This window comes from Roseofilum sp. (assembly GCF_982964205.1).
Window position 1 is genome coordinate 16,021 of the sequence record NZ_CEZBFX010000034.1, and the last position, 26,859, is coordinate 42,879.

General features: G+C 45.6%; 27 protein-coding genes. 20 read left to right on the plus strand and 7 right to left on the minus strand.

The window, feature by feature from the left end:
- Positions 1–58: 58 nt before the first annotated feature.
- Positions 59–328 (plus strand): hypothetical protein, encoded by a 270-nt coding sequence (locus AC3A14_RS10820; RefSeq protein ID WP_271937310.1) that lies wholly within the window; start codon positions 59–61, stop codon positions 326–328.
- Positions 329–374: 46 nt separating this feature from the next.
- Here AC3A14_RS10820 and AC3A14_RS10825 read toward each other — a convergent pair whose 3' ends face one another.
- Together AC3A14_RS10825 and AC3A14_RS10830 are read right to left on the minus strand one after the other, a co-directional pair.
- Positions 375–764 carry a RidA family protein gene (locus AC3A14_RS10825; protein ID WP_318732290.1) on the minus strand — a complete coding sequence of 130 codons (390 nt, stop codon included), beginning with the start codon at positions 762–764 and terminating at the stop codon, positions 375–377.
- A gap of 18 nt (positions 765–782) precedes the next feature.
- A complete protein-coding gene (locus tag AC3A14_RS10830; RefSeq protein WP_271937312.1) occupies positions 783–1,214 on the minus strand; it encodes an NUDIX hydrolase in 432 nt (143 codons plus the stop codon).
- 111 nt (positions 1,215–1,325) lie between these two features.
- Between AC3A14_RS10830 and malQ the strand changes: the two genes are divergently transcribed.
- Positions 1,326–2,843, plus strand: a complete 1,518-nt coding sequence (malQ, locus tag AC3A14_RS10835; RefSeq protein WP_318732291.1) for a 4-alpha-glucanotransferase — start codon at positions 1,326–1,328, stop codon at positions 2,841–2,843.
- On the opposite strand, the gene AC3A14_RS10840 is transcribed toward malQ, so the two are convergent.
- From AC3A14_RS10840 to AC3A14_RS10855, 4 genes are all read right to left on the minus strand, one after another.
- A complete protein-coding gene (locus AC3A14_RS10840) occupies positions 2,840–3,661 on the minus strand; it encodes a helix-turn-helix domain-containing protein (RefSeq protein WP_318732292.1) in 822 nt (273 codons plus the stop codon). The genes malQ and AC3A14_RS10840 overlap by 4 nt on opposite strands.
- Positions 3,661–4,455: a pseudouridine synthase gene (locus AC3A14_RS10845; RefSeq protein ID WP_413039084.1), complete on the minus strand. Its 795-nt coding sequence runs from the start codon at positions 4,453–4,455 to the stop codon at positions 3,661–3,663. Before AC3A14_RS10845 ends, AC3A14_RS10840 begins: the two co-directional genes overlap by 1 nt.
- Before the next feature lie 243 nt (positions 4,456–4,698).
- Positions 4,699–6,069, minus strand: coding sequence for a sensor histidine kinase (locus AC3A14_RS10850; RefSeq protein ID WP_318735851.1), 1,371 nt, complete (start codon positions 6,067–6,069; stop codon positions 4,699–4,701).
- A 65-nt stretch (positions 6,070–6,134) separates the two neighbouring features.
- A complete protein-coding gene (locus tag AC3A14_RS10855; RefSeq protein WP_318732295.1) occupies positions 6,135–6,896 on the minus strand; it encodes a response regulator transcription factor in 762 nt (253 codons plus the stop codon).
- Positions 6,897–7,501: 605 nt separating this feature from the next.
- Here AC3A14_RS10855 and AC3A14_RS10860 point away from each other — a divergent pair.
- From AC3A14_RS10860 to modB, 18 genes are all read left to right on the plus strand, one after another.
- Entirely contained in the window at positions 7,502–7,882 is a 381-nt protein-coding gene (locus AC3A14_RS10860; protein ID WP_318732296.1) for a NifB/NifX family molybdenum-iron cluster-binding protein, read from the plus strand.
- 112 nt (positions 7,883–7,994) lie between these two features.
- Entirely contained in the window at positions 7,995–9,224 is a 1,230-nt protein-coding gene (gene nifS / locus AC3A14_RS10865) for a cysteine desulfurase NifS (protein ID WP_318732297.1), read from the plus strand.
- A gap of 58 nt (positions 9,225–9,282) precedes the next feature.
- On the plus strand, positions 9,283–10,218 hold the full coding sequence (nifU, locus tag AC3A14_RS10870) for a Fe-S cluster assembly protein NifU (protein WP_318698732.1): 936 nt from the start codon (positions 9,283–9,285) through the stop codon (positions 10,216–10,218).
- A 553-nt stretch (positions 10,219–10,771) separates the two neighbouring features.
- Positions 10,772–11,596, plus strand: a complete 825-nt coding sequence (gene nifH / locus AC3A14_RS10875; protein ID WP_271937326.1) for a nitrogenase iron protein — start codon at positions 10,772–10,774, stop codon at positions 11,594–11,596.
- A 74-nt stretch (positions 11,597–11,670) separates the two neighbouring features.
- On the plus strand, positions 11,671–12,057 hold the full coding sequence (locus AC3A14_RS10880; protein WP_318698731.1) for a P-II family nitrogen regulator: 387 nt from the start codon (positions 11,671–11,673) through the stop codon (positions 12,055–12,057).
- A gap of 141 nt (positions 12,058–12,198) precedes the next feature.
- A complete protein-coding gene (locus AC3A14_RS10885; protein WP_318732298.1) occupies positions 12,199–12,609 on the plus strand; it encodes a P-II family nitrogen regulator in 411 nt (136 codons plus the stop codon).
- 237 nt (positions 12,610–12,846) lie between these two features.
- The gene (nifD, locus tag AC3A14_RS10890) at positions 12,847–14,436 is read left to right on the plus strand and encodes a nitrogenase molybdenum-iron protein alpha chain (RefSeq protein ID WP_413039083.1); all 1,590 of its coding nucleotides are present in this window, start codon (positions 12,847–12,849) and stop codon (positions 14,434–14,436) included.
- Between the two features lie 108 nt (positions 14,437–14,544).
- A complete protein-coding gene (nifK, locus tag AC3A14_RS10895) occupies positions 14,545–15,918 on the plus strand; it encodes a nitrogenase molybdenum-iron protein subunit beta (protein WP_318698728.1) in 1,374 nt (457 codons plus the stop codon).
- 119 nt (positions 15,919–16,037) lie between these two features.
- A complete protein-coding gene (locus AC3A14_RS10900; protein ID WP_318698727.1) occupies positions 16,038–16,355 on the plus strand; it encodes a (2Fe-2S) ferredoxin domain-containing protein in 318 nt (105 codons plus the stop codon).
- A 118-nt stretch (positions 16,356–16,473) separates the two neighbouring features.
- Entirely contained in the window at positions 16,474–17,823 is a 1,350-nt protein-coding gene (gene nifE, locus AC3A14_RS10905; protein WP_318698726.1) for a nitrogenase iron-molybdenum cofactor biosynthesis protein NifE, read from the plus strand.
- A gap of 42 nt (positions 17,824–17,865) precedes the next feature.
- Complete coding sequence (locus tag AC3A14_RS10910) at positions 17,866–19,260, plus strand: nitrogenase component 1 (RefSeq protein ID WP_318698725.1); 1,395 nt, start codon at positions 17,866–17,868, stop codon at positions 19,258–19,260.
- Positions 19,261–19,442: 182 nt separating this feature from the next.
- Complete coding sequence (nifB, locus tag AC3A14_RS10915; protein ID WP_318732300.1) at positions 19,443–20,738, plus strand: nitrogenase cofactor biosynthesis protein NifB; 1,296 nt, start codon at positions 19,443–19,445, stop codon at positions 20,736–20,738.
- Positions 20,739–20,765: 27 nt separating this feature from the next.
- Entirely contained in the window at positions 20,766–21,467 is a 702-nt protein-coding gene (gene cysE, locus AC3A14_RS10920) for a serine O-acetyltransferase (protein WP_318732301.1), read from the plus strand.
- On the plus strand, positions 21,457–22,599 hold the full coding sequence (gene nifV / locus AC3A14_RS10925; RefSeq protein WP_318732302.1) for a homocitrate synthase: 1,143 nt from the start codon (positions 21,457–21,459) through the stop codon (positions 22,597–22,599). Before cysE ends, nifV begins: the two co-directional genes overlap by 11 nt.
- A gap of 337 nt (positions 22,600–22,936) precedes the next feature.
- Positions 22,937–23,239 (plus strand): hypothetical protein, encoded by a 303-nt coding sequence (locus AC3A14_RS10930; RefSeq protein ID WP_318732303.1) that lies wholly within the window; start codon positions 22,937–22,939, stop codon positions 23,237–23,239.
- Between the two features lie 79 nt (positions 23,240–23,318).
- Positions 23,319–24,110 (plus strand): molybdate ABC transporter substrate-binding protein, encoded by a 792-nt coding sequence (modA, locus tag AC3A14_RS10935; RefSeq protein ID WP_318720034.1) that lies wholly within the window; start codon positions 23,319–23,321, stop codon positions 24,108–24,110.
- Between the two features lie 94 nt (positions 24,111–24,204).
- On the plus strand, positions 24,205–24,414 hold the full coding sequence (locus AC3A14_RS10940) for a TOBE domain-containing protein (RefSeq protein WP_318698719.1): 210 nt from the start codon (positions 24,205–24,207) through the stop codon (positions 24,412–24,414).
- Between the two features lie 128 nt (positions 24,415–24,542).
- The gene (gene modB / locus AC3A14_RS10945) at positions 24,543–26,405 is read left to right on the plus strand and encodes a molybdate ABC transporter permease subunit (protein ID WP_318732304.1); all 1,863 of its coding nucleotides are present in this window, start codon (positions 24,543–24,545) and stop codon (positions 26,403–26,405) included.
- Positions 26,406–26,419: 14 nt separating this feature from the next.
- Here modB and AC3A14_RS10950 read toward each other — a convergent pair.
- Positions 26,420–26,859: hypothetical protein (locus tag AC3A14_RS10950; RefSeq protein WP_487778999.1), on the minus strand; the 440-nt coding region annotated here is incomplete at its 5' end.

Sequence of the window (26,859 nt, forward strand, 5' to 3'; positions counted from 1 at the left end):
TTTGGGCTAGGATAAGGGCGTTGAAAAAATAATCAACGCAGCGATTGGAGGCAAAACAATGGCTCAAACTTGGACAGATACGACCTATAAGCTTGATGGCACGGAAATGACGATTTTGACCAGTCACCCTCGTCACGATCAGGTTTCGCTCTATGTACCGGGATATTCTTTAGGGGGTAATGGGTTCTCAATTTTCTTTACCCAAGATCATATTGAACTGCTGGAGACCCTATTAGATCAATTAAAGCAGTTAAAGGGCAGCGATCGCCTCTCCCAAGCTGAACCGGTTGCCCTTCGCCGGTCTTCACCAGCAGAATTGGTGGGATAGGGGAATGGGGGAATGGGGGAATCATTAATTACCCATTACCCATTCCCTAAAGAACTGCAATACAGTCAATTTCGACCAAAACATCTTTCGGCAAGCGCGACACCTCTACACACGCGCGAGCGGGGGCATTCTCCGGGTCAAAATAACCTGAATACACCTGATTGACGGTAGCAAAATCATTCATATCCTTGAGGAAAATAGTCATTTTCACGGCATTTGCAAAGGAAGCGCCAGCCTCGGCTAAAACCGCTTTCAGGTTATTCATCACCTGTTCCGTTTGCTTGGCCACATCATCGGTATAGACCAATTGATTGGTGCTAGGATCGATCGCAATTTGACCAGAAACAAACAACATCTGACCGCTCGCGGCGATCGCCTGATTATAGGGCCCAACGGGAGCTGGAGCCTTCTGAGTATTAACCACTTTACGAGTCATTCTTCTTCCTCCATCCACTTAAAACAATCGGGGACGCAAGCCATAATTGCGGTACATCCAATAATCTTTCAAAATGCTGTCATGGTCAAAACATAAATTGGGCGGCACTTGCCACAACTCAAACAAATCCAAATTCTGAGCATCATCAGCCGCCTGGGGTTCCCCCATAGCCGCTGCAATCATCACCACCGATAAAGTATGCTGCCGAGGATCGCGCCCCGGCTCAGAATACACATGGAACTGTTCCACCAACTCCACCGATAACCCGGTTTCCTCCTTCGCCTCTCGGATAGCCGCCGTTTCCACCGACTCCCCATAATCAACAAATCCCCCAGGAATTGCCCATCCAAACGGAGGATTTTTACGTTCAATCAACACAATCGGGCGCTCAGGGCGGTCAATCATCTCAATAATGATATCAACCGTAGGCGTAGGATTACGATACTGCATAGTCAAGTGAAATATTTAAAGATTTGCCTATTCACCAAATTTAAACCCAAGGACACCCCAAGAACATGATAAGGTCATCATGTTAGCTGCGAAATACGCCAATTGTAGAATATGCCCTCTTCTAGACTTAGTGGCATCTTACTCCATCCCACTTCATTTCCGAGTCGGTTTGGTATTGGAGACTTAGGCCACGAAGCATATCGCTTTGTTGATTTTCTTGCCCACACGCACCAAAAACTGTGGCAAATCTTGCCTTTAGGGCCAACCGGTTTTGGAAATTCCCCCTATATGTGCTACTCAGCCATGGCTGGTAATCCCATGCTTATTAGTCCTGAGTATCTCAAGGATGACGGTTTACTCCAAGAAGATGATTTTCTTCATTTGCCTGAATTTCCCCTAGATTGGGTAGACTTTGAGCGGGTAATTGCCGTGAAAACAGCCCTATTGGAAAAAGCCTGCCAAAACTTTCAGGGACAAATCGAGGACTCCAGCGAAACGCAAGAAGCCTTTGAAACCTTTTGCCAAGAAAAAGCCAGTTGGCTCGAGGATTATGTTCTGTATATGTCCCTCAAGGACGATCGGGAGGGAAAACCTTGGTATGAATGGGATGAAGCGTTAATTAACCGGGAAAAAAGCGCTCTGGAAGCGTCTAAAGAGCGGTTACAAGAGAGAATTTTTTACCACCAGTTTACCCAATTTAAGTTTTTTCAACAATGGGCAGCACTCAAAGCCTATGCCAATGAGCAGAATGTGGACATTATTGGGGATATTCCCATTTATGTTGCCCATGATAGTGCGGATGTCTGGGCTAACCGGGACAACTTTTTGATCGATCCAGAAACCGGTCAACCGGAACTGATGGCAGGTGTTCCCCCGGATTATTTTAGTGAAACGGGTCAGTTATGGGGAAATCCAGTGTATGACTGGGAGTATCTAGAGAAGACTGATTTTAAGTGGTGGATTCATCGCTTCCAGACCATGTTAGAGTATGTGGACTGGATTCGGATCGATCATTTCCGGGGGTTTGAGTCCTTTTGGGCGGTTCCTGAAGGGGAAGAAACGGCGATGAATGGAACTTGGATGCCCACCCCTGGAGAAGCGTTTTTTGAGAAATTGGAGCAGATGTTAGGTAAGCTGCCCATATTAGCTGAAGATTTGGGAGTGATTACCCCAGAGGTGGAAGCTCTGCGGGATAAGTTTGGATTTCCAGGGATGAGGGTCTTACATTTTGCGTTTGGTTCCGATGCTGGCAATCCGTTTTTGCCCTATAATCTACCGCGCAACTGCTTGGTTTATACGGGAACCCATGATAATAATACGACTTTGGGTTGGTTTGAGAACGATCTACCCGATTGGGAGTGCGATCGCGTGGTGAATTATTTGGGTCATTTGAGTCCCAATGGTATTCATTGGGATTTAATTCGTTTAGCCTTGTCTTCTGTGGCCAATTGGGCCATTATTCCCATGCAGGACTTTTTGGGTTTAGATGAGCGAGCAAGGATGAATACTCCTGGACAGGCTGAGGGAAATTGGAGTTGGCGTTATCGTCCAGACTCGATTGGTACATGGTTGTGCGATCGCCTCCAACTGCTCACCCAACTCTATGGTAGATCCTCAAAGGGCAGTTAACTGCGGGAGAGCTGGTTCGCTGTAAAGATCACTTCTTCTACAGCACCCGGTTCTCCCAGTTTTTCAGATTTCCCTTCGTTGAGGGCAACAGAAACCGCTCCAGCATTACCCGCTACAATAATCAATTTTTGATGGGCAACCCAGGTTTGTTGGGTTCCTTCAGTCAGAGTTCCTTCAAAAGCGGTTTCTCCATCCGCTTCAATTAATATCCAAGACGGTTCAGTGACGATCACGCTGACCCGAACCGGTTCGATGGAGTTCGGATCGGGTTCAGATTTGACGACTAGGGAAGCGGGGGAGGGTTCCGAGGGAATCCCTAGGGGTGAAGGGGGACTAGAGGCGATCGCTTCGATTTCTGGTGCAGGTTGTTCAACTAAATAATCGACAGACGACCCCACAGAACGCTCAATCCAATAGGATAGGCCATTGACAGAACCAAAAATAATAGCCACATATAACAAATACAAATGAACCGGGCGCAGTTGCCACATGGGCCAACGCATCCAAGAGGCCTTAAGCAAGTTAAATCGAGACTCTGAAGGGAAGGGACTGGCAAAACTAGAACCATCGAGTCCTAAAAAATCGGCATAGCGTCTAAGGAAATAATGGACATAAACGGGTTCTGGGAGTTGTTCGAGTTTTCCCTCTTCGATCGCCCCAAGCAGGCGTTGTCGGATACGGGTTTTTGTGGCAATGTAGTCTAAACTCAAACCTTTTTCCTGACGGCGATCTCGTAATTGAGACCCCAGGTCAATTAAGACGCTCTTCAAGGAATCAAACTCATTGACTGAGGATTGTATGGTTTTCTGTTTCTTCATCAATTACGCTCCTTCACCACCGATCTGTTTGTACCACAGTTTCCTCTCAAAGCTGTAATTTCCAAGGTTCTCAGATATCGATATTGCCCTTTAGGTAAGGCTTTGAGTTGAATTGAGCCAATGGCACTCCGATGGAGACTCAGCACGGGATACCCTAGGGTTTGGGCCACCTTACGGATTTGCCGATTCCGACCTTCCCATAAGACAATTTCCAGCAAAGTTTTGTGAGTGCCTTGCGATCTCATTCGCCTGACTTTAGCGGGTAGAGTTTGGATGTTTTCATAGACTATACCGTTTCTCCAGTCTTCGAGAACCGATTCTGGGGGAATTCCTTCGACCCAAACGCGATAGGTTTTGGGGATACTATGGCGAGGGTGAGTCATCTGAAAGGTCAAGTCTCCATCATTGGTGAGCAATATTGCCCCCGTCGAATCAACATCTAAGCGACCGACCGGGTGAAGACCGGTATGGTGAGACAGAGTAGGAGGAAGGAGGTCTAAAACGGTAGTGCGATTTTGAGGATCGGCACAGGTACAAATCACTCCTAAGGGTTTGTTCAGTAAGATATAAAGGGGTTGGGGACGATGGTGAAGGGAAAGGAGAGAACCATCAATTTCGATCGCATCGCGATCGGGGTTCGCTTTCTGGCCGAGTTGATGCACCACTTGACCATTAATGCGAATGCGACCCTGTTGGATCATCACCTCTGCCTGTCGTCGGGACGCGACACCCCAACGAGATAAAATTTTTTGTAATCGTTCATCCCTGGGTAGATGACTCGAATCAGCCTCCATCATTGTTGTGATACTCACCAGTTTTAGGGTTAGGTTAAGAGGTTAGCGAAGAAAAAAGTTTTGCTTGACTGGCAGTCCCAGTTGCTGACAACTGGGTAATCTTTACAAATCTTACAAGAAGTTGCCCAGAACGGGGGGGAGTTCAATTAAAAATTCAAAATTAAAAAACTCAAAATGATTACCTTTGCCTTAACTCAGTAGTCTGAACGGATTAGGGGAGGCGAGAATTAATCAAGGTAGAGATTAAGGTTTATTCAAATCCCCTGATGGCTGTTGAGGTAGATAAATTTCAATCCATGCTCCTCCGGTTTCTAGATGATTACTGGCCTTCACCCATCCTTGATGAGCTTCAACAATTTGCCGGACAATGGCCAATCCTAATCCACTACTGTGAGTTAAGGCGGTACGGGGAGGGTCAGATGAATTGGAGGACAGAGCGGGAGAAGTTTGGCTGCTAGAGAGGACTCGGGCACGGGAGGGTTCTCCCCGATAGAAGCGCTCGAAGATATAGGGTAAGTCAGTTTTTGGAAAACCTACACCGCCATCAATAACTTCAAGATGCACCCATTTCTGAGATGGAGTGGTTGAGTTTGGGCATTCTTCTATACTGAGTTTAACCCATATTTGACCTTGGAGGGGACTGTATTTGATGCTGTTGTCGAGGAGATTAATGAACACGCGACATAAGCGATGTTCGTCGCCGTGGATCAATAGCCGTTCTGGGCCAGAATATTGCAGTTGGAGTTGTTTCTGACGGGCTAGGGGTTCGAGGGCGATCCACGAAGAGCGGATCAGGTCAGGTAGGTTGATGGGTTTCCAGTTCAGGCTATAGGTCGATCCCCGTTCGAGTTGACTTAGATCGAGAAGGACTTGGACAATATCGCTAAGGCGAATGACTTCGGAAAGGAGGCGATCGATCCAGTTGCGCAGGGGGGGATTGAGGCGAGTTTGAAGGGTTTCGGCGACGAGACGAATGGAGGTCAGGGGAGTTTTGAGTTCATGGGCAACATCGGAAAAGGCCCGATCGCGCTGGTTGGCTAAAGTGAGCAGTTCTTGGCGGTTTTCCAAGAAAACTCCGACGCGACCTTTCGACAGAGGAATACTATAGGCTTTCAGGGCAATTTTGGGTTTGAGCGATCTCTGAGTATTCTGCGGTTCTACTGTTGGCGCAATGGGTTGAAAGTTCCAGTATTTTTCGACCGGTTTTTGGGTCGTGCGGGTTTGCTCGATCAGTTCATCTAACTCATAGGAGCGGACAATTTCCAGCAGTAGGCGAGGACTGTTGAGTTCTGGAGGACTAATGCCAAAGAGTTGATAGGCTTGGGCGTTACACCAGATGAGTTGATTTTGATCGTCAACTTGTAAATGTCCTAGGGGGGCACAAGTGAGGATTGATTTCCAGTAATCTATATCTTGTTGTAGATGGTATTGATGTTTCCGTTGATGGGAGATCGCCCTTACTAGACGTTCGGGGAACCGGCGCATCAGTCCTGAACCAGAGGTCAATTCAGGTAGGATTCGCTTGATTTGTTGTTCTAAGCGAAATTGACATCCTAGCCATAGGAACAAGCCTACCGCTAATCCCAGTAAGAATCCGAGTAGTGGCACAATCATAGCTTCTCTTGATTATCACCTCATCGCCTAGGGTTTGGATCGCATTTTCAATGGGGCGATTTTAGTTAGCTAAAGCGGTATCCAAATCCACGAACAGTCAGTAAATATTCTGGGTGACTGGGGTCGAGTTCAATTTTTTCGCGTAGCCAACGAATATGTACATCTACGGTTTTGGTATCTCCCATGAAGTCGGGTTCCCAAATGCGCTCGATCAGTTGGTCTCGCGACCATACTCGTCGAGGATGGTTCATAAAGAGTTCGAGTAAGCGGAATTCTTTGGGAGAGAGGTTAATTTCTTGGTCGCGGACGATGACGCGGCATTCTTGGGCCAATAGGGTAATGTCTTTGATTCTCAGGACTGAGGGACAAGATTCGGGAATGGGATAGCGGTTGCGCCGCAGGAGGGCGCGCACTCTGGCCACTAATTCTCGCACGCCGAATGGTTTGGTAAGGTAGTCATCTGCTCCAACTTCTAATCCGACGACGCGATCGGTTTCTGAGCCTTTGGCACTGAGAATGAGGATTGGTACAGTATGACCTCTTTGACGCAGCCAACGGCAAAGGTCAAGACCATTGATCGAAGGTAGCATCAGATCGAGAACGATCGCATCAATAGAGTCTACAGGGCGATCGCCTCCTTCCTGTTGTTGATGAAATAATTCCACGATTCCCCGACCATCTTCAGCCGCGATCACCTCAAATCCCTCATCCCGTAAGGATAAGGCGACCGTTTCTCGAATCAATTCTTCATCTTCGACGACCAAAACTCGCCCTAAACTCAATTGTGAATTCGTTTGGGTTGTTTCTATCGGCAATGTAAATACCATGACTAGCCTACTAACTCCGACAGTACGATTCCCTTAAGCGTACCAGCTTTTTTTGAAAAACATCACATTTTTCCAATTCAATTCATGTGAGTTTTGTCTATACTTTGTCTATATGAATAGACGATTGATTTCTAGGGCTTTTATCTGTTGATAGCTAACTTTATTGTCCAATCATTCCGTTAATCCATCTATTTTTTTCTTGGATTTTCTTCAACGTAATCCCCGAATTTTATGGGGAGCTTCTTCTCACCTAGGACTTTAAATTCATGGTCATTTTAAACTAGCGATCGCCAGGTCAACTTTCACTGAATTGTTTAAAGGTTGCATTTTCCCGATAATCATCATGCAAGTCAAGAATGCAATTAAAGGATTATGAAGAAAACATAAAGTTGTGATTGATCAAACTTATCTTCCTATTCAGATGAGGTATAACTGGCACAAGAGAATAACGAATCTATAAAACGTCCGATCAATAAAGAGTCAAGATTTTTCCGATTTATCAGGTATTGACTCTCTTGATTGGGTAATACGGATAACACACTGATAACACTCTCCTTTTTGCCTCGATAGCCCCTAACTCTCATTCAGGCAAGGAGATTATGACTATGACAGCTTCAACTGTTGTCAAACCCCCCCCCAAAATTCGAGTTGCAGTAGCCAGTAAGGACAAGGGTTTAACCAACGAGCATTTCGGCCATGCTCGCGAGTTCCTCATCTATGAAGTTGATGCTCATCAAGCTCAATTTCTGGAAAATCGCACCGTTAAACCCTATTGTCACGGCCCAGAAGGAGGCCCAGGAGACCTCAGCGAGAATATTGCCGCCTTATCCGACTGCACAGCAGTTTTAGTGGCTAGAATTGGTGCACTACCGGAAAGTCGCCTGCAAGAAGCCGGGATTGAAGTCGTACAAGTTTACAACACAATCGAAACTGCTGTCTTAGATTTTTATAGTCAATGGGTTGAGAAATCTATTCAATCAATATAGCGCCAAGATAACCCAGACCAGCACGTTGGATCTCCATCAAGTAGAACACGTGCTATTGCCGGTTTTTAGCTATTCATGCCTGTCCAAATTATCCTCAATCCTCATCGAAACCATGGACGTACGACCCTCAACAATTTATCTCGATAATAATGCAACCACCCGGATTGCCGACGAAGTTTTAGAAGCCATGCTTCCCTACTTACAGGACTATTATGCGAATCCTTCCAGTATGCATACCTTCGGAGGACAATTGGCCAAACCGGTACGAAAAGCACGGGAACATGTGGCCCAATTATTAGGCGCTCAACCTGATGAAATGATCTTCACCAGTTGCGGTACAGAAGGGGATAATGCTGCTATTCGGGCTGCCTTAGCCAGTTATCCCGATAAGCGCCATATTGTTACCACTAAAGTTGAACACCCGGCCATTATTAACCTCTGTAAGCGGTTAGAAAAGCAAGGCTATACCACCACCTATTTAGGCGTAAATGAGAAAGGGCAACTCAATTTAAATGAATTGAAGGCAGCGTTGACAGAGGATACGGCTTTAGTGTCCGTCATGTGCGCGAACAATGAAACGGGAACCCTCTTCCCCATCGAAAGAATTGGGCGCATTGTCAAAGAACGGGGCATTTTGTTCCATGTAGATGCGGTACAAGCGGTGGGTAAAGTGCCCCTGAACATGAAAGAGAGTACCGTGGATTTTCTGGTGTTATCTGGACATAAGTTGCACGCTCCAAAAGGTATTGGGGCCTTGTATGTTCGCAAAGGGGTAAGGTTTCGGCCCCTTTTAATTGGGGGACATCAGGAGCGAGGCAGACGTGCAGGAACGGAAAATGTACCCGGTATCATTGCTCTAGGGAAAGCGGCTGAGTTGGCGATGCAGTCGATGGAGACTGAAAATAAGCAAGTCCGACAGTTGCGCGATCGCCTCGAACAAAGCATTTTAACCACCATTCCCCATACCCAGCTTAATGGACATCCTGCCTTAAGACTGCCCAACACCACCAATATCGGCTTTAAGTACATCGAAGGAGAAGCCATCTTACTCTCCCTCGATCGCTATGGAATTTGTGCCTCCTCCGGATCGGCTTGCACCTCCGGTTCCCTAGAACCGTCCCACGTTCTGCAAGCGATGGGACTGCCCTACACCATTTTGCACGGTTCCATTCGCTTTAGCCTATCTCGGTATACCACCGACGCAGAAATCGACCAAGTATTGCAAGTGATGCCCAAAGTTGTAGAACGACTCCGCCAAATTTCCCCCTTCAAAGATGCCACCGACGAACAGCACGGTTGGTTGAGTTCAGTGGGGGATAAACAACTGGCTCAAACTCGCTAAATCTATAGCCATTGACCAACCTTTCTAACCATTCAAACTCAAGGGAGCTGCTAGAACTATGTGGGACTATACGGATAAAGTGATCGATTTATTTAACAATCCTCATAATATGGGGGAAATTACCCCCTCCGACTGTGAAGAATATGAAACTGTTGCTGTCGGTGATGTCGGCAGTATCGCTTGTGGCGATGCCTTGCGGTTGCACCTAAAAGTCAATACTCAAACCGAACAAATTATTGATGCCAGGTTTCAGACCTTTGGATGCGCCAGTGCGATCGCCTCCTCTTCTGCCTTAACCGATCTCATTCAAGGCATGACCCTCGATCAAGCTCTAACCCTCAGCAACCGAGAGATTGCCGACTTTTTAGGAGGGCTTCCCGAAGAAAAAATGCACTGCTCCGTCATGGGACAAGAAGCCCTAGAAGCAGCCATTTACAACTACAAAGGCATTCCCCTAGAAGCCGAAGAAGAAGACGAAAGCCCCTTAATTTGTCGCTGCTTTGCCATCACCGAAGGCAAAATTAAACGCATTATCCAGGACAATCATCTCACCACAGCCGAACAAGTCACCAACTATATCAAAGCAGGCGGCGGTTGTGGTTCTTGTCTGGCTGAGATTGACGATATCTTGGCTGAAGTGACCCAAGAACGAAAACAACAGCAGCATATGAACCAGGTTGCTGTTGAAACCTGCGTCGAATTAGCCGAAAAACTCGCCAGTGCCTCTCCAGAACCGGCATCTGAGCTGCCCTCATTAACCACATTACAAAAGATTACGTTAATTCAACAAATTTTAAATGATGAAATTCGTCCGATGGTAGCCATGGATGGCGGTGATGTGGAGCTTTACGACATAGAAAGTAATCTTGTTAAAGTCATCTTAAAAGGAGCCTGTGGCAGTTGTCCGAGCGTGCTGACAACCCTAAAGCAAGGCATTGAGCAAACTTTGCGCGATCGCGTCTCAGATGATTTAATCGTCGTTGCCATTGAATAGCACTCTATAGACTTAGAAACAAACCTGCTCTATCTTCTCTAAATAATCCATATAACCCTTATCTAAAGCACGGTTTAGCCGTGCTTTAGTCATGATATAGCCCTGTTTTTTGGGGAATATATTAAAAATCTTGTTATAATAAATTAACTTTTAAAAATATTTAAATAATATCAATTTCTGCATTTTCATAATCCAGTTTTTGCTAAGAAAATAGAAAGAATTAACAACAAAGTAATTGTTTAAAATTAAAAGACAGAAAAAGTAAGCAAGATCACTTTTATTGAGTGAAAAATATTTTTTGTGTAGTCACATATACAGTTATTTTGCTTTTAAAAGTTTATAACTATATTCGTAGGCAAGAAAAGTAAAGTCATTCCTGAATCCATCTAGATCGAGGAAAACTTTGCAGAGTATATTGTCAGTGTTTCAGAAGTTATTCTCTTTAATCGTAGTGGCTTATGTTTGTCAATAGAGAGAGGAAGTCTTAAACCACCCCACTCTATTGATTCTTCTGTAAGCCATTACTTAACTACCCCAAACAGGAGGTTTAATCATGAGGAAAATCGCTGTTTACGGAAAAGGCGGAATTGGTAAATCAACCACCACTCAAAATACAGTTGCTGGGTTAGTTGAATTAGGCCGCAAAGTCATGATTGTCGGTTGTGACCCCAAAGCTGACTCCACTCGGTTACTGCTCGGTGGCTTACACCAGAAAAGTGTCTTAGATACCTTACGCGAAGAAGGCGATGACGTAGACTTAGAAGACATCCGCAAAGAAGGCTTTGGGAAAACCTTATGTGTTGAATCTGGTGGACCAGAACCGGGTGTTGGTTGTGCAGGACGGGGGATTATTACCTCCATCAGTATGCTCGAACAACTCGGAGCCTATGAAGAACAAGTTGGTTTAGACTACGCCTTCTACGACGTTTTAGGAGACGTAGTTTGTGGTGGATTTGCCATGCCCATCCGCGAAGGCAAAGCTCAAGAAATCTATATTGTCACCTCTGGTGAAATGATGGCAATGTATGCTGCCAACAACATTTGTCGAGGTATTATGAAATATGCCGAGTCTGGTGGCGTTCGGTTAGGTGGATTGATTTGTAACTCCCGTAAAGTTGACCGAGAAGCAGAACTGATCATGGCTTTAGCCGACGCATTAGGCACACAAATGATTTACTTCATGCCACGGGACAACATGGTACAACGGGCAGAATTAAACCGGAAGACGGTGATTGAATACGCTCCCGAATCCGAACAAGCGCAACATTATCGCAACTTGGCTAAAGCCATTGATGAAAATACCAATCAAGTCATTCCTACTCCCGTGTCTAATGATGACCTGGAAAAATTACTCGTGAAATATGGATTATTCGGTTAAGGATACACCCGTATTCTCAACGGACATCCATTCCTTTTGTTGTATTTTCTCATTTTTGAGGAGGAAAAACTCAAATGCCAGTCGCTATTCGAGCCATTGTTCGACCAGAAAAAGCCACTGATGTGATGCAAGCCTTATTGAACGCAGGCTTTCCCGCCGTCACCAAAATTGATGTTTACGGTCGAGGCAAACAACGGGGTTTGAAAATTGGGAACGTTCACTACGATGAACTGCCCAAAGAACTGTTAATGTTCGTCGTCCCCGACGAAGATAAAGACACTGTAATTCGGATTATTCTTGACAGCGCCCGTACCGGAACCGAAGGAGCCTATGGAGATGGAAAAATCTTCGTAACTCCAGTTGAAGAAGTCTACACCGTCAGTACAGGTGTTAAAGAAACGGCTCAAGTTTTAGTCCCTTCCACACCTGAAACTTCTCCTCGAACTTTAGTGACGACTTAAATTCAGATTGATCGCTGTATTGCTGATTGTTAGGGGTCATATTATTCCTAAGAATATATCCAATAGGAATCTCCAGTTTAACCGATCGTTTAACCCCTAACAATTGTAATTCTACTGTAGATTAACACTGAGGAAAGAGACATGAAAGAAGTGATTGCGATTATTCGCATGAACAAAATGCATGAGACCAAAGAAGCCTTGATTAAGGCAGGTTTTCCTGGATTTAATGCCGTAAAAGTTGTAGGTCGAGGACGGCAAGCCATGGAAGCAGAAGTGGTAGATGCCTTAAATAAGCATCCTGAAGATGCATCAGAGGTATTGCCTTTACTTGCTCATGTTCCTCGCTTAATTCCCAAGCGTTTGGTTAGTTTAGTTGTTCCTGATGAGTTGGTCAAAGAAGTAGTCAATACCATCATCAAGATCAATCAAACCCGGAATGCTGGAGACGGCAAGATCTTTGTAGTACCAGTACTCGACAGTATTCGGATCCGGACTCGCGAAAAAGGTAATTTTGCGATCGATGAAATGGGTTCAGGCATGTTTTTTGCCTAAAGTAGTCCCTAATCTAGTTGATATCGAATGATAGGAGAATTTATCTCAAACTAGCCGGATTTACTGTGAGATTAATTCGGGACGGGAGAGCGGAAATACAAAGCAGATCAACTCTAAGTATTGTTCTCTTCTCTCGTCTTTACGAACCCCAAACATAATGGAGAGAAAACCATGACTGAAAAATTATCACCGACGACTGATTTTGAATCAGTATCCCAACAGGCACAACAAGGTGTGATGCTTTCTCCGTCTCCCATAAGTCTGGAAGAGACCCAGGATAGTATTGCGGAAATTATTGAAGCCTATCCGAAAAAAGTCGCTCGCAAACGGAGCAAACATATTGTTGTTCGTGACCCATCTATTCCGGAGCAAGAAATTAACGCTAATGCCCGTACAACTCCCGGAATTATTACTCAGAGAGGATGTGCTTTTGCGGGATGTAAAGGTGTGGTTGTGGGGCCATTTGGTGACTGCGTACACATCGTTCACGGTCCGATTGGGTGTTCCTATTATTCTTGGTTAACTCGACGCAATCAGTTTAAACCGAGAGAAGATGGCAAAGATTTTTTGCACTATTGCTTCTCTACCGATTTGAACGAACATGATGTTGTGTTTGGTGGTGTGAATAAGCTGAAACAGGCTGTGCAAGAAGCCTATGATATTTTCCAACCCAAATCGATTACGATTCACTCCACTTGTCCGGTGGGATTAATTGGAGATGATATCCAAGGTGCGGCTAGGGAAATGACGCAGAAACTCGGACTTCCGGTCGTTGCCTTTAACTGTGAAGGATATAAAGGAGTCAGTCAATCCGCAGGACACCATATTGCCAACAATGGTTTCTTCCAACATTGGATTGGAAATGATACTGAAACGGAAGAAATCGAAGGATTTACCGTTAACCTGATGGGTGAATATAACATCGGGGGTGACTCTTGGGAAATTGAGCGGGTGCTGGAAAAATGTGGCATTAAAGTGGTTTCCACATTTAGTGGCGATGCCTCTTATGATGATGCGATCAAGGCTCATTTAGCCAAAATAAATCTGGTCATGTGCCATCGTTCCATTAACTATATGGCAAACATGATGGAAGAGAAATATGGTACGCCTTGGATGAAAGTGAACTTTATTGGCGTTCATGCTTTTGCCAAGAGTCTGCGTAAGATTGCCAAGTTCTTTAACGATCCGGCTTTGACAAAACGGGTAGAAGACGTGATTGTGGAAGAATTGGCGATCGCCGAAGCTCAGTTGACCCAGTACCGCAAACGACTCGAAGGAAAAACGGTATTCTTGTTCGTTGGCGGTTCCCGGGCCCATCACTACCAAGAACTGTTTGCAGATCTCGGCATGAAAACCATTGTAGCAGGCTATGAGTTTGCTCACCGGGATGACTACGAAGGACGGCAAGCCCTACCGAATATCAAGGTGGATGCAGACAGTCGCAACATTGAAGAATTGGATGTAGAACGGGATCCAGAGCGCTATAATCCTCCATCGGACGCAGAAATGGAACGTCTGCGTAACGAGAATATCATGAATGACTACAAAGGCATGATGCCCGATATGGGTGAAGGCACATTGCTAGTAGACAACATTTCTCACCATGAACTCGATGTGTTGATCAAACGCTTTAAACCCGATCTGATTGGTTCTGGAATTAAAGACAAGTACGTGATTGAGAAATTCGGCGTACCTTGCAAGCAGTTGCACAATTATGACTACGGTGGGCCCTTTGCTGGTTTCCGAGGTGCAGTCAACTTTGCCAAAGATGTGGATCTACGAGTCAATAGCCCCACTTGGCAATACATCAAAGCCCCTTGGGATTAGGGTTAACGGGCTGGAAAGCCCCTACCCTCCCTCCTCCAGTTGCAGGGGGTTTGTCCTGAACTCGTTGCAACTCTCACCCTTCATTCATCCCAACTCGGAGAGAAAATCATGTTAGAAGCAACCCCCAAAGAAGTTGTAGAACGTAAAGCGCTACGGGTTAACCCCGCCAAAACGTGCCAACCCATCGGGGCTATGTACGCCGCATTAGGAATTCATGGATGCTTACCCCATTCCCATGGCTCACAAGGATGTTGTTCTTACCATAGATCGCACCTAACTCGTCATTATCGCGACCCGATTATGGCAGCAACCAGTTCGTTTACTGAAGGTTCAGCGGTCTTTGGTGGTGGTGCAAACTTGCGCCAAGCTTTCACGACTATGTACAAACTGTACGACCCTGATGTAATTGCGATTAATACCACCTGTCTGTCAGAAACCATTGGGGATGATATTCCGACGTTGATTCGGGAAGCGCGGGAAAGTGGGATTATCCCAGAAGGTAAAGTGGTAATTCATGCCAATACCCCCAGTTATGTGGGAACTCATGTGACGGGTTGGTCTAATATGACGGCTGGGATTGTCAAGTACCTTTCAGAGAAAACTGAAACTCCCCAACAGCAAATTAATGTGATTCCGGGATATGTAGAACCGTCCGATATCCGCCAGATTAAGCATCTCCTCGATCAAATTGGGGTGAACTCCGTGGTCTTCCCAGATACCAGTGATGTAGTGGATACGCCGCAAACGGGAACATTTGAGATGTATCCCAAGGGAGGAACCTCAGTGGAAGCGTTGCATACTACTGGCGATAGCATCGCAACTCTGGCTCTGGGGCCAGATGCCTCGAAACAAGCGGCGAAAGAACTGGAAAATAAATGCAAGGTTCCCTATCAGTTGTTGGATTTACCCATCGGTATTGCCGCAACGGATCGCTTTATCCAAGCGATTATAGAAACCACAGGTGCAGCCGTTCCAGAGTCCTTGAAAGATGACCGGGGTCGGTTAGTAGACCTGATGACGGATATGCAGCAATATCTCTATGGCAAGCGAGTGGCTTTAGCTGGAGATCCCGATCAAATTGTTCCCTTAACTGAGTTTCTCGTCAGTTGTGGTGCTAAACCCATGTATGTAATCACTGGAACAGCTTCCAAATATTTCACCACACGCTGTAAAGAAATCTTGGAAGAATGGGTTCCCGATGCGATCGTCAAAGATGACACGGATCTGTTCTATCTACATCAATTGATCAAGACTAATCCTGTTGATTTACTCATTACCAACGTTTATGGCAAATATATTGCCCGTTCGGAAGATATCCCCTTAGTCCGGTTTGGTTGGCCGATTTTAGACCGTGTTGGTCACAGTTTCTTCCCCTCTGTTGGCTATAAGGGAAGTATGCATCTGTTGTGCAACATTATCAACACGATTTTGGAACGCAAAGATCGGGATGACCCCGATGAAATCTTTGAGTTAGCTCTGTAACATTAATTGCTCAAGGGTGAGGGGGTATGGTCTAGATCCCCCAACCCCGTATTCGTGTCAGCAACAGCCGATTCAGGTCGGCTCTGTCTCAACCTTTGTGTCTAAATCAGGAGGATATCATGAGTAAACTAACGAAACCCGAACACCACATTTTTGTTTGTAATTCTTTTAGAACCAAGGGAGAAGCTCAGGGCGTTTGCAACAAGAAGAAGGCAGTGAGTTTAATTCAGTATCTCGAAGGTGAATTGGTCGATCGCGGACTCGATAATGTCTTGGTCTCTTCTACCGGTTGTCTGAAACTCTGCGATCATGGCCCCGTGATGATGGTCTATCCAGACAACTATTGGTACGGGGAAGTGGATGAGGATGCGATCGATGAAATTCTCGATGCACTTGAAGACAATCAACCGGCTGAAGAATACTTATTTGCCACTTAAAGCCATCCCCACGAGTCAGGTTGGGGACAGCCATAACCTCCCTTTGTCAAGGAAGATTTATACCCTCAAGGGCGCAAGCCATGCGCCCTTCCTTATTACTTCTCATTCGGACAAAATTATGACTGGAATTTTAAGAGAGCGAGAGCAACAAATTCACCGCAAAGGAAATAGCCCTTTTGAGTTTGCTTGCAATAAAGAAAGTTTGGCGGGTGCGGTTAGCCAAAGAGCTTGTGTTTTCTGTGGTTCTCGCGTCGTTCTTTACCCCATTGCCGATGCCATTCATTTGGTTCATGGCCCCATTGGTTGTGCGGCGTATACTTGGGATATTCGTGGCGCGCTCTCTTCCGGCCCAGAATTACATCGACTCAGTTTTTCCACAGATTTACAAGAGCGAGATGTGATTTTTGGTGGTGAGAAAAAACTCGACCAAGCCCTATGTGAATTAATCGATCGCCATCATCCCAATGGTGCATTTGTCTATTCAACTTGTATTGTGGGTATTATTGGAGACGACTTAGAAGGAATTTGTAAACGAGTAAGCCAAGAAAAAGGCATTCCGGTTATTCCCGTACAGTCCGAAGGCTTTAAGGGGAATAAACGAGCCGGATATAATGCCGCTTGTCGAGCCATGTTTCGCTTAGTGGGCATGGGCGATACCACCGGCATTTCTCCCCACAGTATTAATATTTTGGGTGACTTTAACTTGGCTGGAGAGATTTGGATTATCCGTGAATATTTTGAGCGAATAGGCATTCAAGTAGTCGCTAATATTACTGGAGATGGACGGATCAAAGACATTCAGCGATCGCATGGTGCAGCCTTGAATGTGGTGCAGTGCTCTGGGGCAACCCTGGACTTAGCCAAAATGATGCAAGAAGACTATGATGTCCCCTTCCTGCGAGTCTCTTATTTTGGCATTGAAGATATGGCAGAAGCCTTATATTCAGTTGCTCGGTTCTTCGATGACGATCCCACCATTTTGCAACGAGCGCAAGAGTTAGTGCGCTCTGAATTATCCACCCTTTATGGACAGTTGAACGAATACCGCAAAGACTTAGAAGGAAAAACCGCAGCCATTTATGTCGGTGGTGCATTTAAAGCCTTTTCCTTAGTCAAAGCATTCCGGTTATTGGGGATGGATGTGGTCATGGTAGGCTCACAAACCGGAACCCAAGCAGATTATCAAGAACTGCATGAAATCACCGATGAAGGAACCATTATTGTTGATGATTCTAATCCCTTAGAATTATCTGGTTTTTTGAAAGAAAAGGATGTGGATATTTTTGTGGGTGGAGTTAAAGAACGCCCCATTGCCTATAAATTGGGGATTGGATTCTGCGACCACAACCACGAACGAAAAGAAGCCCTGGAAGGATTTGTCGGAATGCTCAATTTTGCCAAAGAAGTTCACTCTACGGTGATGTCTCCCATTTGGCAATTTGTGCCTCGACGTAACCAGCCGGAGTAATCGACAAATTTTGATCGTTGCAATTTGGGAGAGGGAAAAATCATGGGTAAAATAAAAATCAAGCAGAAAACCGAGGCTTATGTCTCCACAACCAATGCCTGCAAACTCTGTAAACCTCTAGGAGCTTGTATTGCTTTTCGAGGCATAGAAGGATGCGTTCCCTTCTTGCATGGATCTCAAGGCTGTGCAACGTATATGCGCCGTTATATTATTAGTCATTTCCGAGAACCGATTGATATTGCCTCGTCTTCTCTGAGTGAAAAACATGCCGTCTATGGGGGCGGGCCAAACTTGAAAAAAGGTATTCTCAATGTCATGGAGAAATACCATCCCGATGTCGTGGGAATTGCCACCACTTGTTTAACGGAAACCATCGGCGATGATGTGAAACGATTCTTATTGGAATTTCAAGAAGAATTTGGTCAAGAAGAGGAGCCATTACCGACTTTGGTACGGGTGGCAACTCCGAGCTATAGTGGCACTCACGCGGAAGGATTTCATGCCACGGTTAAAGCCGTTATTGAACAATTGGTGGGGGTAGAAAGTTCAGCTCCTTCCGTTTCCTGTTCCCTAAATGTATTGCCGGGTTTAGTTTCTCCGGCAGATCTGCGCTATCTGCGAGAAGTTGTCCAAGATTTTGGCATTAAAGCTACAATTTTACCTGATTTTTCGGATACATTGGATGGGCCGGCGCAACTGGATTATCTGACGATTCCAGAAGGCGGAACCCCGGTTGCTGATATTCGCGCTATGGATCGGGCGATCGCCACTTTGGAACTCGGACGAGTCTTGCAAGGCACAGGCAGCACCGGAGGAGAAGTGTTACGCGAGCGTTTTAACCTACCATTGCACCCCTTGGGACTCCCCATCGGTTTGCGAGAGAGCGATCGCTTCTTTAACACCCTGCAAGAACTCACCGGACAACCCATCCCCCAAATTCATGCATCCGAGCGGGGACGGTTAGTCGATGCCTATGTCGATGCTCACAAATACGTCTTTGGTAAACGCGCCGTAGTCTACGGAGAGGAAGATTTAGTTGTAGGATTAACCGCTTTCCTCGCCGAAGTTGGCGTTAAACCGATTCTCTGCGCCTCTGGAGGCAATAGCGGCGAACTTTCTGCCGCCATAGAAGCCGTCACCGCAGATATCGTCAGAGAACCCGTCCCCGTCCGCGACAATGTAGATTTCTACGAAATTGGCGAACAAATTGACCAAATTAAACCCGATTTGATCATTGGCACCAGCAAAGGATATCCCATTGCTCGCAAACATCAAATCCCCATGATTCGCGTCGGTTTCCCCATTCACGATCGCTTTGGCGGACAGCGCCTACTGCACCTCGGCTATCGAGGAACTCAGCGCCTTCTCGATCAGATTGTTAACGCCGTTATCGATAAGAAACAAGCCGATTCCCCCGTGGGGTATGGCTATTTGTAGACAGCGAGATATCGAGATAGGGGGATGGGGAGATGGGGAGATAGGGAGACGCGGGGAAACGGGGACACGGAGAAATTAGTTGTCTCCCCATTCCCCCATCCCCCCACTCCCCCATTCCCCACTTCCCCATTCCCTATTCCCTATTCCCCATTCCCTAAACCAACCATCACGGAGAACCTAAAATGACTACCGCCATTGATTACGAAAAACATCCTTGCTTCAATGTCGATGTAAAAGGACAATATGGACGAGTTCATTTACCCGTCGCGCCGAAATGTAATATTCAGTGTAATTATTGCAATCGCAAATATGATTGCGTGAATGAAAGTAGACCGGGAGTAACCAGTAATGTTCTCTCTCCAGAACAGGCACTTTATTATATGAATGGAGTGTTGGAGAAAGAACCCCGAATTACTGTGGCGGGAATTGCTGGGCCGGGAGACCCCTTTGCGAATCCAGAGCAAACGTTACGGACGATGGAATTATTGCGGGAAGAATACCCAGAATTAATTCTTTGTCTGTCGAGTAATGGACTGAATTTAAAGCCGGAATATATTGCCAAAATTGCGGAAATTGGGGTCAGTCATGTCACCGTTACCATGAATGCAGTAGACCCGGAAATTACGCGCAAGGTTTATCGTTGGGTTCGGGATGGCAAGACGGTTTATCAAGGCTTAAAAGGAGCCACGTTATTGCTAGAGCGGCAATTGGAAGCGATTAAGAATTTAAAAGCCGCCGGAGTAGTGGTGAAAATCAACTGCATCATCATGCCGGGAATTAATGACCATCATGCGGTGGAAGTGGCGAAAAAAGGAGCAGAATTAGGAGCGGATTTGTTCAATGCGATGGCGATGTTCCCGACTCCAGATACTCCTTTTGAGGAATTGACTGAACCCAATGGCAAGATGATGAATCAAATTCGCAAAGAGTGCGAACAGTATTTGCCACAAATGCGCCATTGTACGCGCTGTCGGGCTGATGCAGTCGGACTTTTGGGTGAAGACCGATCGCAGGAATTTGCCGGTTGTTTGGCAGAGTCTTCCAAACGGAAAATCCCCCAACAAGTCAGCAATCGCCCCTATGTTGCTGTAGCAACTGTTGAAGGCGTTTTAGTTAATCAGCATCTGGGACAAGCGCCACAATTGCAAATTTGGGAACAGACAGAAAATGGATATAACTTGGTTGAAGAACGGTTAACTCCAGAAATGGGAACCGGATTTGAGCGCTGGCAAAAATTAGCCAATAACTTGCAAGATTGTCGTGCTGTTTTAGCCAGTGGCATGGGAGAAAATCCCAAGCAGATCTTGAGTCAATGTGGCATTACGCCTATTGAACTGAGTGGGTTTATTAACCTAGGCTTAAAAGCTGTGTATGACGGGGAAGACCTGTCAAAATTCAAACGGCGCAAACAAACTGAATGCACTCGACTCGCCGCAGCCGCTTCTGCATGTCAAGGAGATGGCTTAGGTTGTGGTTGATGTCGAAATTCAGTGAGGAATGGACTCATGGTGAATGAAACGATAAGTTCTAGTGTTCCTGGCTATTCTGATGAGCCGGGGCGATCGCTCTGGCAAGAGATTTGGCTCGATTTTCAGACGATCTTCGAGCGCGATCCAGCCGCGAGAAATACTTTAGAGGTGTTTTTCTGTTCCCCCGGATGGCACGCCTTGATTTTCTATCGCATTGCCCATTATTTGCACTGTCGCCAGATTGGGTTAATCCCTCGCCTCCTATCGGCGATCGCTCGGTTTTTCACGGGTGTGGAAATTCATCCCGGCGCTCGTTTAGGACAGAGCATCTGTATCGATCACGGTATGGGGGTGGTGATTGGAGAAACGACAATTTTAGGCGACTATGCCCTGATTTACCAAGGGGTGACGTTGGGGGGAACGGGGAAAGAACAAGGCAAACGCCATCCCACCCTCGGACATCATGCCATTATCGGTGCAGGAGCCAAAATTTTAGGGAATATCCAGATTGGTAATCATGTTCGCATTGGTGCCGGGGCAGTGGTTCTCAAGGATGTTCCCCATCATTGCACGGTGGTGGGAATTCCGGGTCGCGTGGTGCGAAATTATGGCAAATCCCTCGATCCGTTAGCTCATGGAAATTTGCCCGATGTTTATGGAAGTGCGATCGCCACTTTAAGAGATCGCCTGGAATCCCTGGAAGCCCAATTACAGGAGAAGATTACCCATGAGTATTAATATTAATGACACTACCTTGAGGGATGGAGAACAAGCGGCTGGAGTGGCGTTTACCCTGGCGGAAAAAGTGGCGATCGCCCAATTCCTCGATCGCATGGGGGTTCCAGAACTGGAGATCGGGATTCCGGTAATGGGAGGTGAAGAGGCAGATGCCATCCGGGCGATCGTTGATTTAGGACTCAAAGCGGAGTTAATCGGTTGGAATCGGGCTAAAATTGAAGATATTCAAGCCTCCCTTGCCTGTGGACTGCATCGAGTTCATATCTCGATTCCCGTTTCCGACATTCAGATCCAGGTGAAGTTTGGCGGCAAGATATCTCAACTGTGGCGACAGCTAGAGGAAAGTATTACTTTTGCGATCGATCGTGGACTCTATGTTTCCGTCGGAGGAGAAGACTCTTCCCGCGCGAACCCCGAATTTCTGAGTGAAGTGATTCAAAAGGCTCAAGATTGGGGAGCCAGTCGATTTCGATTTTGCGATACGATCGGCATTCTCGATCCCTTTGCCACCTATGACACCGTTAGCCAATTGGTACAACAGTTTACCCTCCCAATCGAAATGCACACCCACGATGACTTAGGTATGGCAGTCGCCAATAGTTTAGCTGGAGTCAAAGCGGGAGCCACCTCCGTCAATACCACTGTTAACGGGTTGGGAGAACGAGCCGGAAATGCAGCCTTAGAAGAAGTGGCGATCGCCCTCAAACATCTGTACGGGATAAAATCAGGAATTGATACCCATCAGTTACGAGATATTTCTCAGTTTGTACAGCAAGCTTCGGGAGATACTCTCCCTCGCTGGAAATCAGTCGTTGGCGACAATGCCTTTACCCATGAAGCGGGGATTCATGTTAATGGCTTGCTGAAAAATCCTCACACCTATCAAGCTTACGATCCGGCGGAACTTGGATTAGAACACCAATTAGTTTTAGGCAAGCATTCGGGGCGATCGCTCTTGTACAATTTACTTCAAGAGCAACAGATTACTCTCCAACAACAAGAAATTCAACAATTGCTAGAGCAGGTGCGCGCTCTCGCCATTCAACTCAAGCGCGGATTAACTCAACAGGAAGTATTAGATCTGTTAGATCATACGAATCTCCCCAATACAAAGGAACTCCACTCCTCTTAGCGTCATATCAAGTCCGATTAAACCGCTATAGCAGAGAAAGAGTGGGTTAGGACTCCGGTTCAATACTAAAATCTAGCACCTATTCCCCATTCCCTATTCCCTATTCCCTATTCCCTATTCCCCATTCCCTAGCGCGCAGCGCTATATCGCTTCCTCCATGCTTTTTTATCAGGATATTCTTACTTTGAACAACTCATCTCTTCCCCAGGATTGATAAAGAAGTTGTTAAAATGGTAGTGTCCAATACTAGAATTCTAGTTAAACGACATCCAGTCAACGCACAAGTCCATCAAAGTTAGATCAAAACACGATAAGAAAGCGGCTGAGGAAACTATTGATGAAAATCCAGTTAGAAAGTAACTATTTTGATGAAAAATGCCAATGCCATCTCTGTGGTACCATTTTCTTTGCCGAAGAAATCATTGCCCGAGCCTATCGCAGTTCTGATGAATATATCACAGATGTATGTCCGCAATGTCTAGCATCAGGAGATACAGGAATCAGTCACAGAATCCGAAAACAAGCTGACTATTTACGTCGTTTAGCCAGCGAACTAGAAAAATTAGCTGATGGAGACATTGAAACTCCCAGTTTCGAGCATTTTCAAACCGTCAAGCAGTTAACCAAATCCATGCTTTAAGCTATTGAGGCTCAACTCTTCTAAGCGTTAAAAAATTCTCGTTTATCCTGGTTATCTAAACATTCTCACAACCTTGGGGGTGACGATCGTGAAAAAACGAGGATTTTTTTATCTCATTACAGCTCTAACCCTTACTGTCTGTATAAGCTGTAGTTCTGGAAATCCTGATACTTCAACCCAAACCCAGCTAACCGTATCTGTCGCTGCCAGTCTTCAGGATGTCATGCGTCCCATTGCCCAAGCCTATCAACGACAGGCATCAGATACTCTCATTGCTTATAACTTTGCTTCATCCGGAACCCTGCAACAACAAATTGAACAAGGCGCTCCAGTGGATGTCTTTATTTCTGCTTCCCCTCAACAAATGGATGCCCTAGAGCGCAAGAATTTATTACAACCCAAAACTCGGAAAAATTTACTCAAAAATCAAGTTGTTTTAGTGACTCCCAAAACAAAAAACTCGATTAAAGCGTTTGCCGACTTAACTCAAGAGCATATCGCTAAAATTGCTCTAGGAAATCCAGAAACAGTCCCCGCAGGACAATATGGAAAAGAAGTCCTCACTCAACTCAAGCTATATGAATTGCTGCGCCCCAAATTTGTCTTAGCTAAAGATGCGCGGCAAGTCCTCTTTTATGTCGAATCGGGAAATGTGGATGCGGGAATCGTTTATCAAACGGATGCGATCCTCTCTGATAAAATAACTATCGTTGCCACAGCTCCCGAAACCGATCATTCTCCCATTCTTTATCCCGTTGCTGTTTTACAGCAGACAGAATCTCCCGAACCAGCCCAACATTTTATTGATTTTCTCTGGACAGAATCTGCACAATCTATTTTCCAAGAATATGGATTTCAACTGGCTCAATAGACTGTAAAAAAACTCTAATTTTGTTCTCTATGATACTCTTTTTCTCTGGCAATATCGATAGAATACAGATCGATTTATAAACCCAATAAATTTAATGAAAATTAGCGCTCGTAATGCCTTAAAAGGAACCGTGAAAAAAGTGGTCACTGGAGCAGTGAATACTGAAATAACTTTAGAAATTGCGTCCGGTGTAGAAGTCACTGGAGTGATTACTAAAGCGTCCGCCGAAAACTTAGGATTAGCAGAAGGAAAAGAAGCGTTCGCTGTGATAAAAGCTTCTGATGTAATATTTGCTGTGGATTAATACAGCAGTTTCCTTTGCTATGGGGTACATCAATGGCGGTAAAGATAGCTAGAATAGCTCACTTGCTAGATTAAATCTGTTATTTATTCCCCCATTCCCCTATTCCCCCATTCCCCCACGGACTTGCCATGATCGATAACTTTTCTCCCTTGTTTATCTCCCTGAAAACGGCAACGCTTGCCACGATTATCACTTTTTTCCTAGGGATCACTGCTGCTCACTGGATATTCCGGTATCGGGGAAAAGCCAAATCGATTTTGGATGGATTATTTTTATCCCCCTTGGTTTTGCCCCCTACCGTTTTAGGCTTTTTCCTCTTGGTTATATTCGGGAAAAATACGCCAATCGGGTCTTTTCTTGCCCAGTTTAACATTTATATTGTCTTTACCTGGTATGCCACTGTGATTACAGCAACGGTGGTGGCATTTCCACTGATGTACAAAACGGCATTAGCTGCCTTTGAACAAATCGATCGCACGATTCCCCAAGCGGCTCAAACCCTGGGCGCAAGAGAACAGACGATCTTTTGGCGCATTAGTTTACCTCTGGCGTTCCCTGGTTTGATGGCGGGAGCGACTTTAGCATTTACCCGTGCTTTAGGGGAATTTGGGGCGACGTTAATGTTAGCGGGAAATATTCCTCACCAAACCCAAACGATTCCGATGGCGATTTATTTAGCGGTGGAATCGGGTTCTATGGAAACAGCTTGGTTTTGGTGCATGGTAATGCTTGGTTTGTCTCTGTTGATGGTAACTTTAGTCAATTTATGGCGTAAGTTTAAGAGTAAAAGTTGGAAGACGCTTTCTCCAGCGTCACTCTCCTCTCGGCAAGTCAATCGTCGAGTTTATCGAGCGTCTGAACCGTATTTGAGCGTGCAGATTCGCAAAACACTCTGCGAGTTTGCTTTAGATGTATCATTTACTAGCAGCGATCGCCAAGTTTTGGGGATTTTAGGCAGCTCTGGCGCAGGCAAAAGCCTGATTTTGCGCTGTATCGCGGGCATAGATACCCCAGATTCCGGTCGCATTGTTCTCAATGGTCGAGTCTTATATGATTCAGAACAGGGAATTAATCTGCCTGCCTCCGAGCGCCGCGTGGGGCTTGTCTTCCAAAATTATGCCCTATTTCCCCATCTCACTGTCGCGGAAAATATTGCCTTTGGTATTCCCAAATCAGTGAACATGACTCGCGCGGATATCGAAGCGCAGTTAGCTGCGGTATACTTATCGGGATTTGGCGATCGCTATCCCGAGCAACTCTCTGGAGGACAACAGCAACGAGTCGCCTTAGCCAGAGCTTTAGCCAGTCAACCGGATATTCTCCTCCTCGATGAACCCTGCTCCGCCTTAGATACCTATCTGCATTTACAGATGGTGAAATTATTAGTCGATCGCCTAGAGAGTTATCCTGGAGTGAGCCTGTTTGTCACCCATAATCTGGAAGAAGCCTATCGCATTTGCCAAGACCTCTTGGTTTTAGATCGAGGAGAGGCGATCGCTTTTGGCAGCAAAGAAGATATCTTTACCGAACCTCGGTATGAACCCGTGGCTCGAATCACCGCTTGCAAGAACTTCTCCCGCGCGACTGTCGTTGAAGATGGGCAAATTTTAGCCATTGATTGGAATTGTGCCTTAACCACCCATAAACCCATTCCCGATACATTGACTCAAATTGCCATTCGAGCGCATCATATTACCTTTGTTGCCGATCTTAACCAAGAGAATACCTTTGAGTGCTGGTTAGCCGACACCAGCGAAAGTCCTCACCGGATGACGTTATATCTCACCTTAAATCGTCCCCCGAATCATCACCGCGACTACCATCTCCAGGCAGAAATCTTTAAGGAGAAATGGGAAACCTTGCAAACCCAACCCACTCCCTGGTATGTCTGTCTGCGATCGGAGAAACTGATATTACTGCAAGAACCAAGGGTTTCGGCATTGAAGGGGCGATCGCTCAATCCCAACTCTCCCCCTTCAATTAAAAATTAAAACCTGTACCGATTTTAACTACTCAAGACCTCTCCTTGTTGAATAAAGTGCATTTTGAAATGAGTCTGTCCTTGGTTTTCAACATTAAATGTACTTTCCTTAATGGTACAAACTTCTGTCTGCCAAATTTTAGACTGATCATTAGTAACAAATTTCAGCTTTCCAGAATCCACAAAACGGATCCCTTTGACTGCTATTTGATATTGATTATCTTGGTCATCCTTAACATATCCAACAACTTTGGCTAAACAATCAATATCAACCTTTTCAAAAGAACTATTATAAACTTGATTTGCCACTCGATACCGAATAAAAGAACCTATAGGATATCGCGTGTTCAATTGTTTTTTGTCATCTTTCGAGTTATTGGTAACGGGGATAGGAGCTAAGGGTGCTAAAGGCGCTTTGGTTGTGTTTAAGGTATCTATCTTACGAATAAATCGATCGATATTTC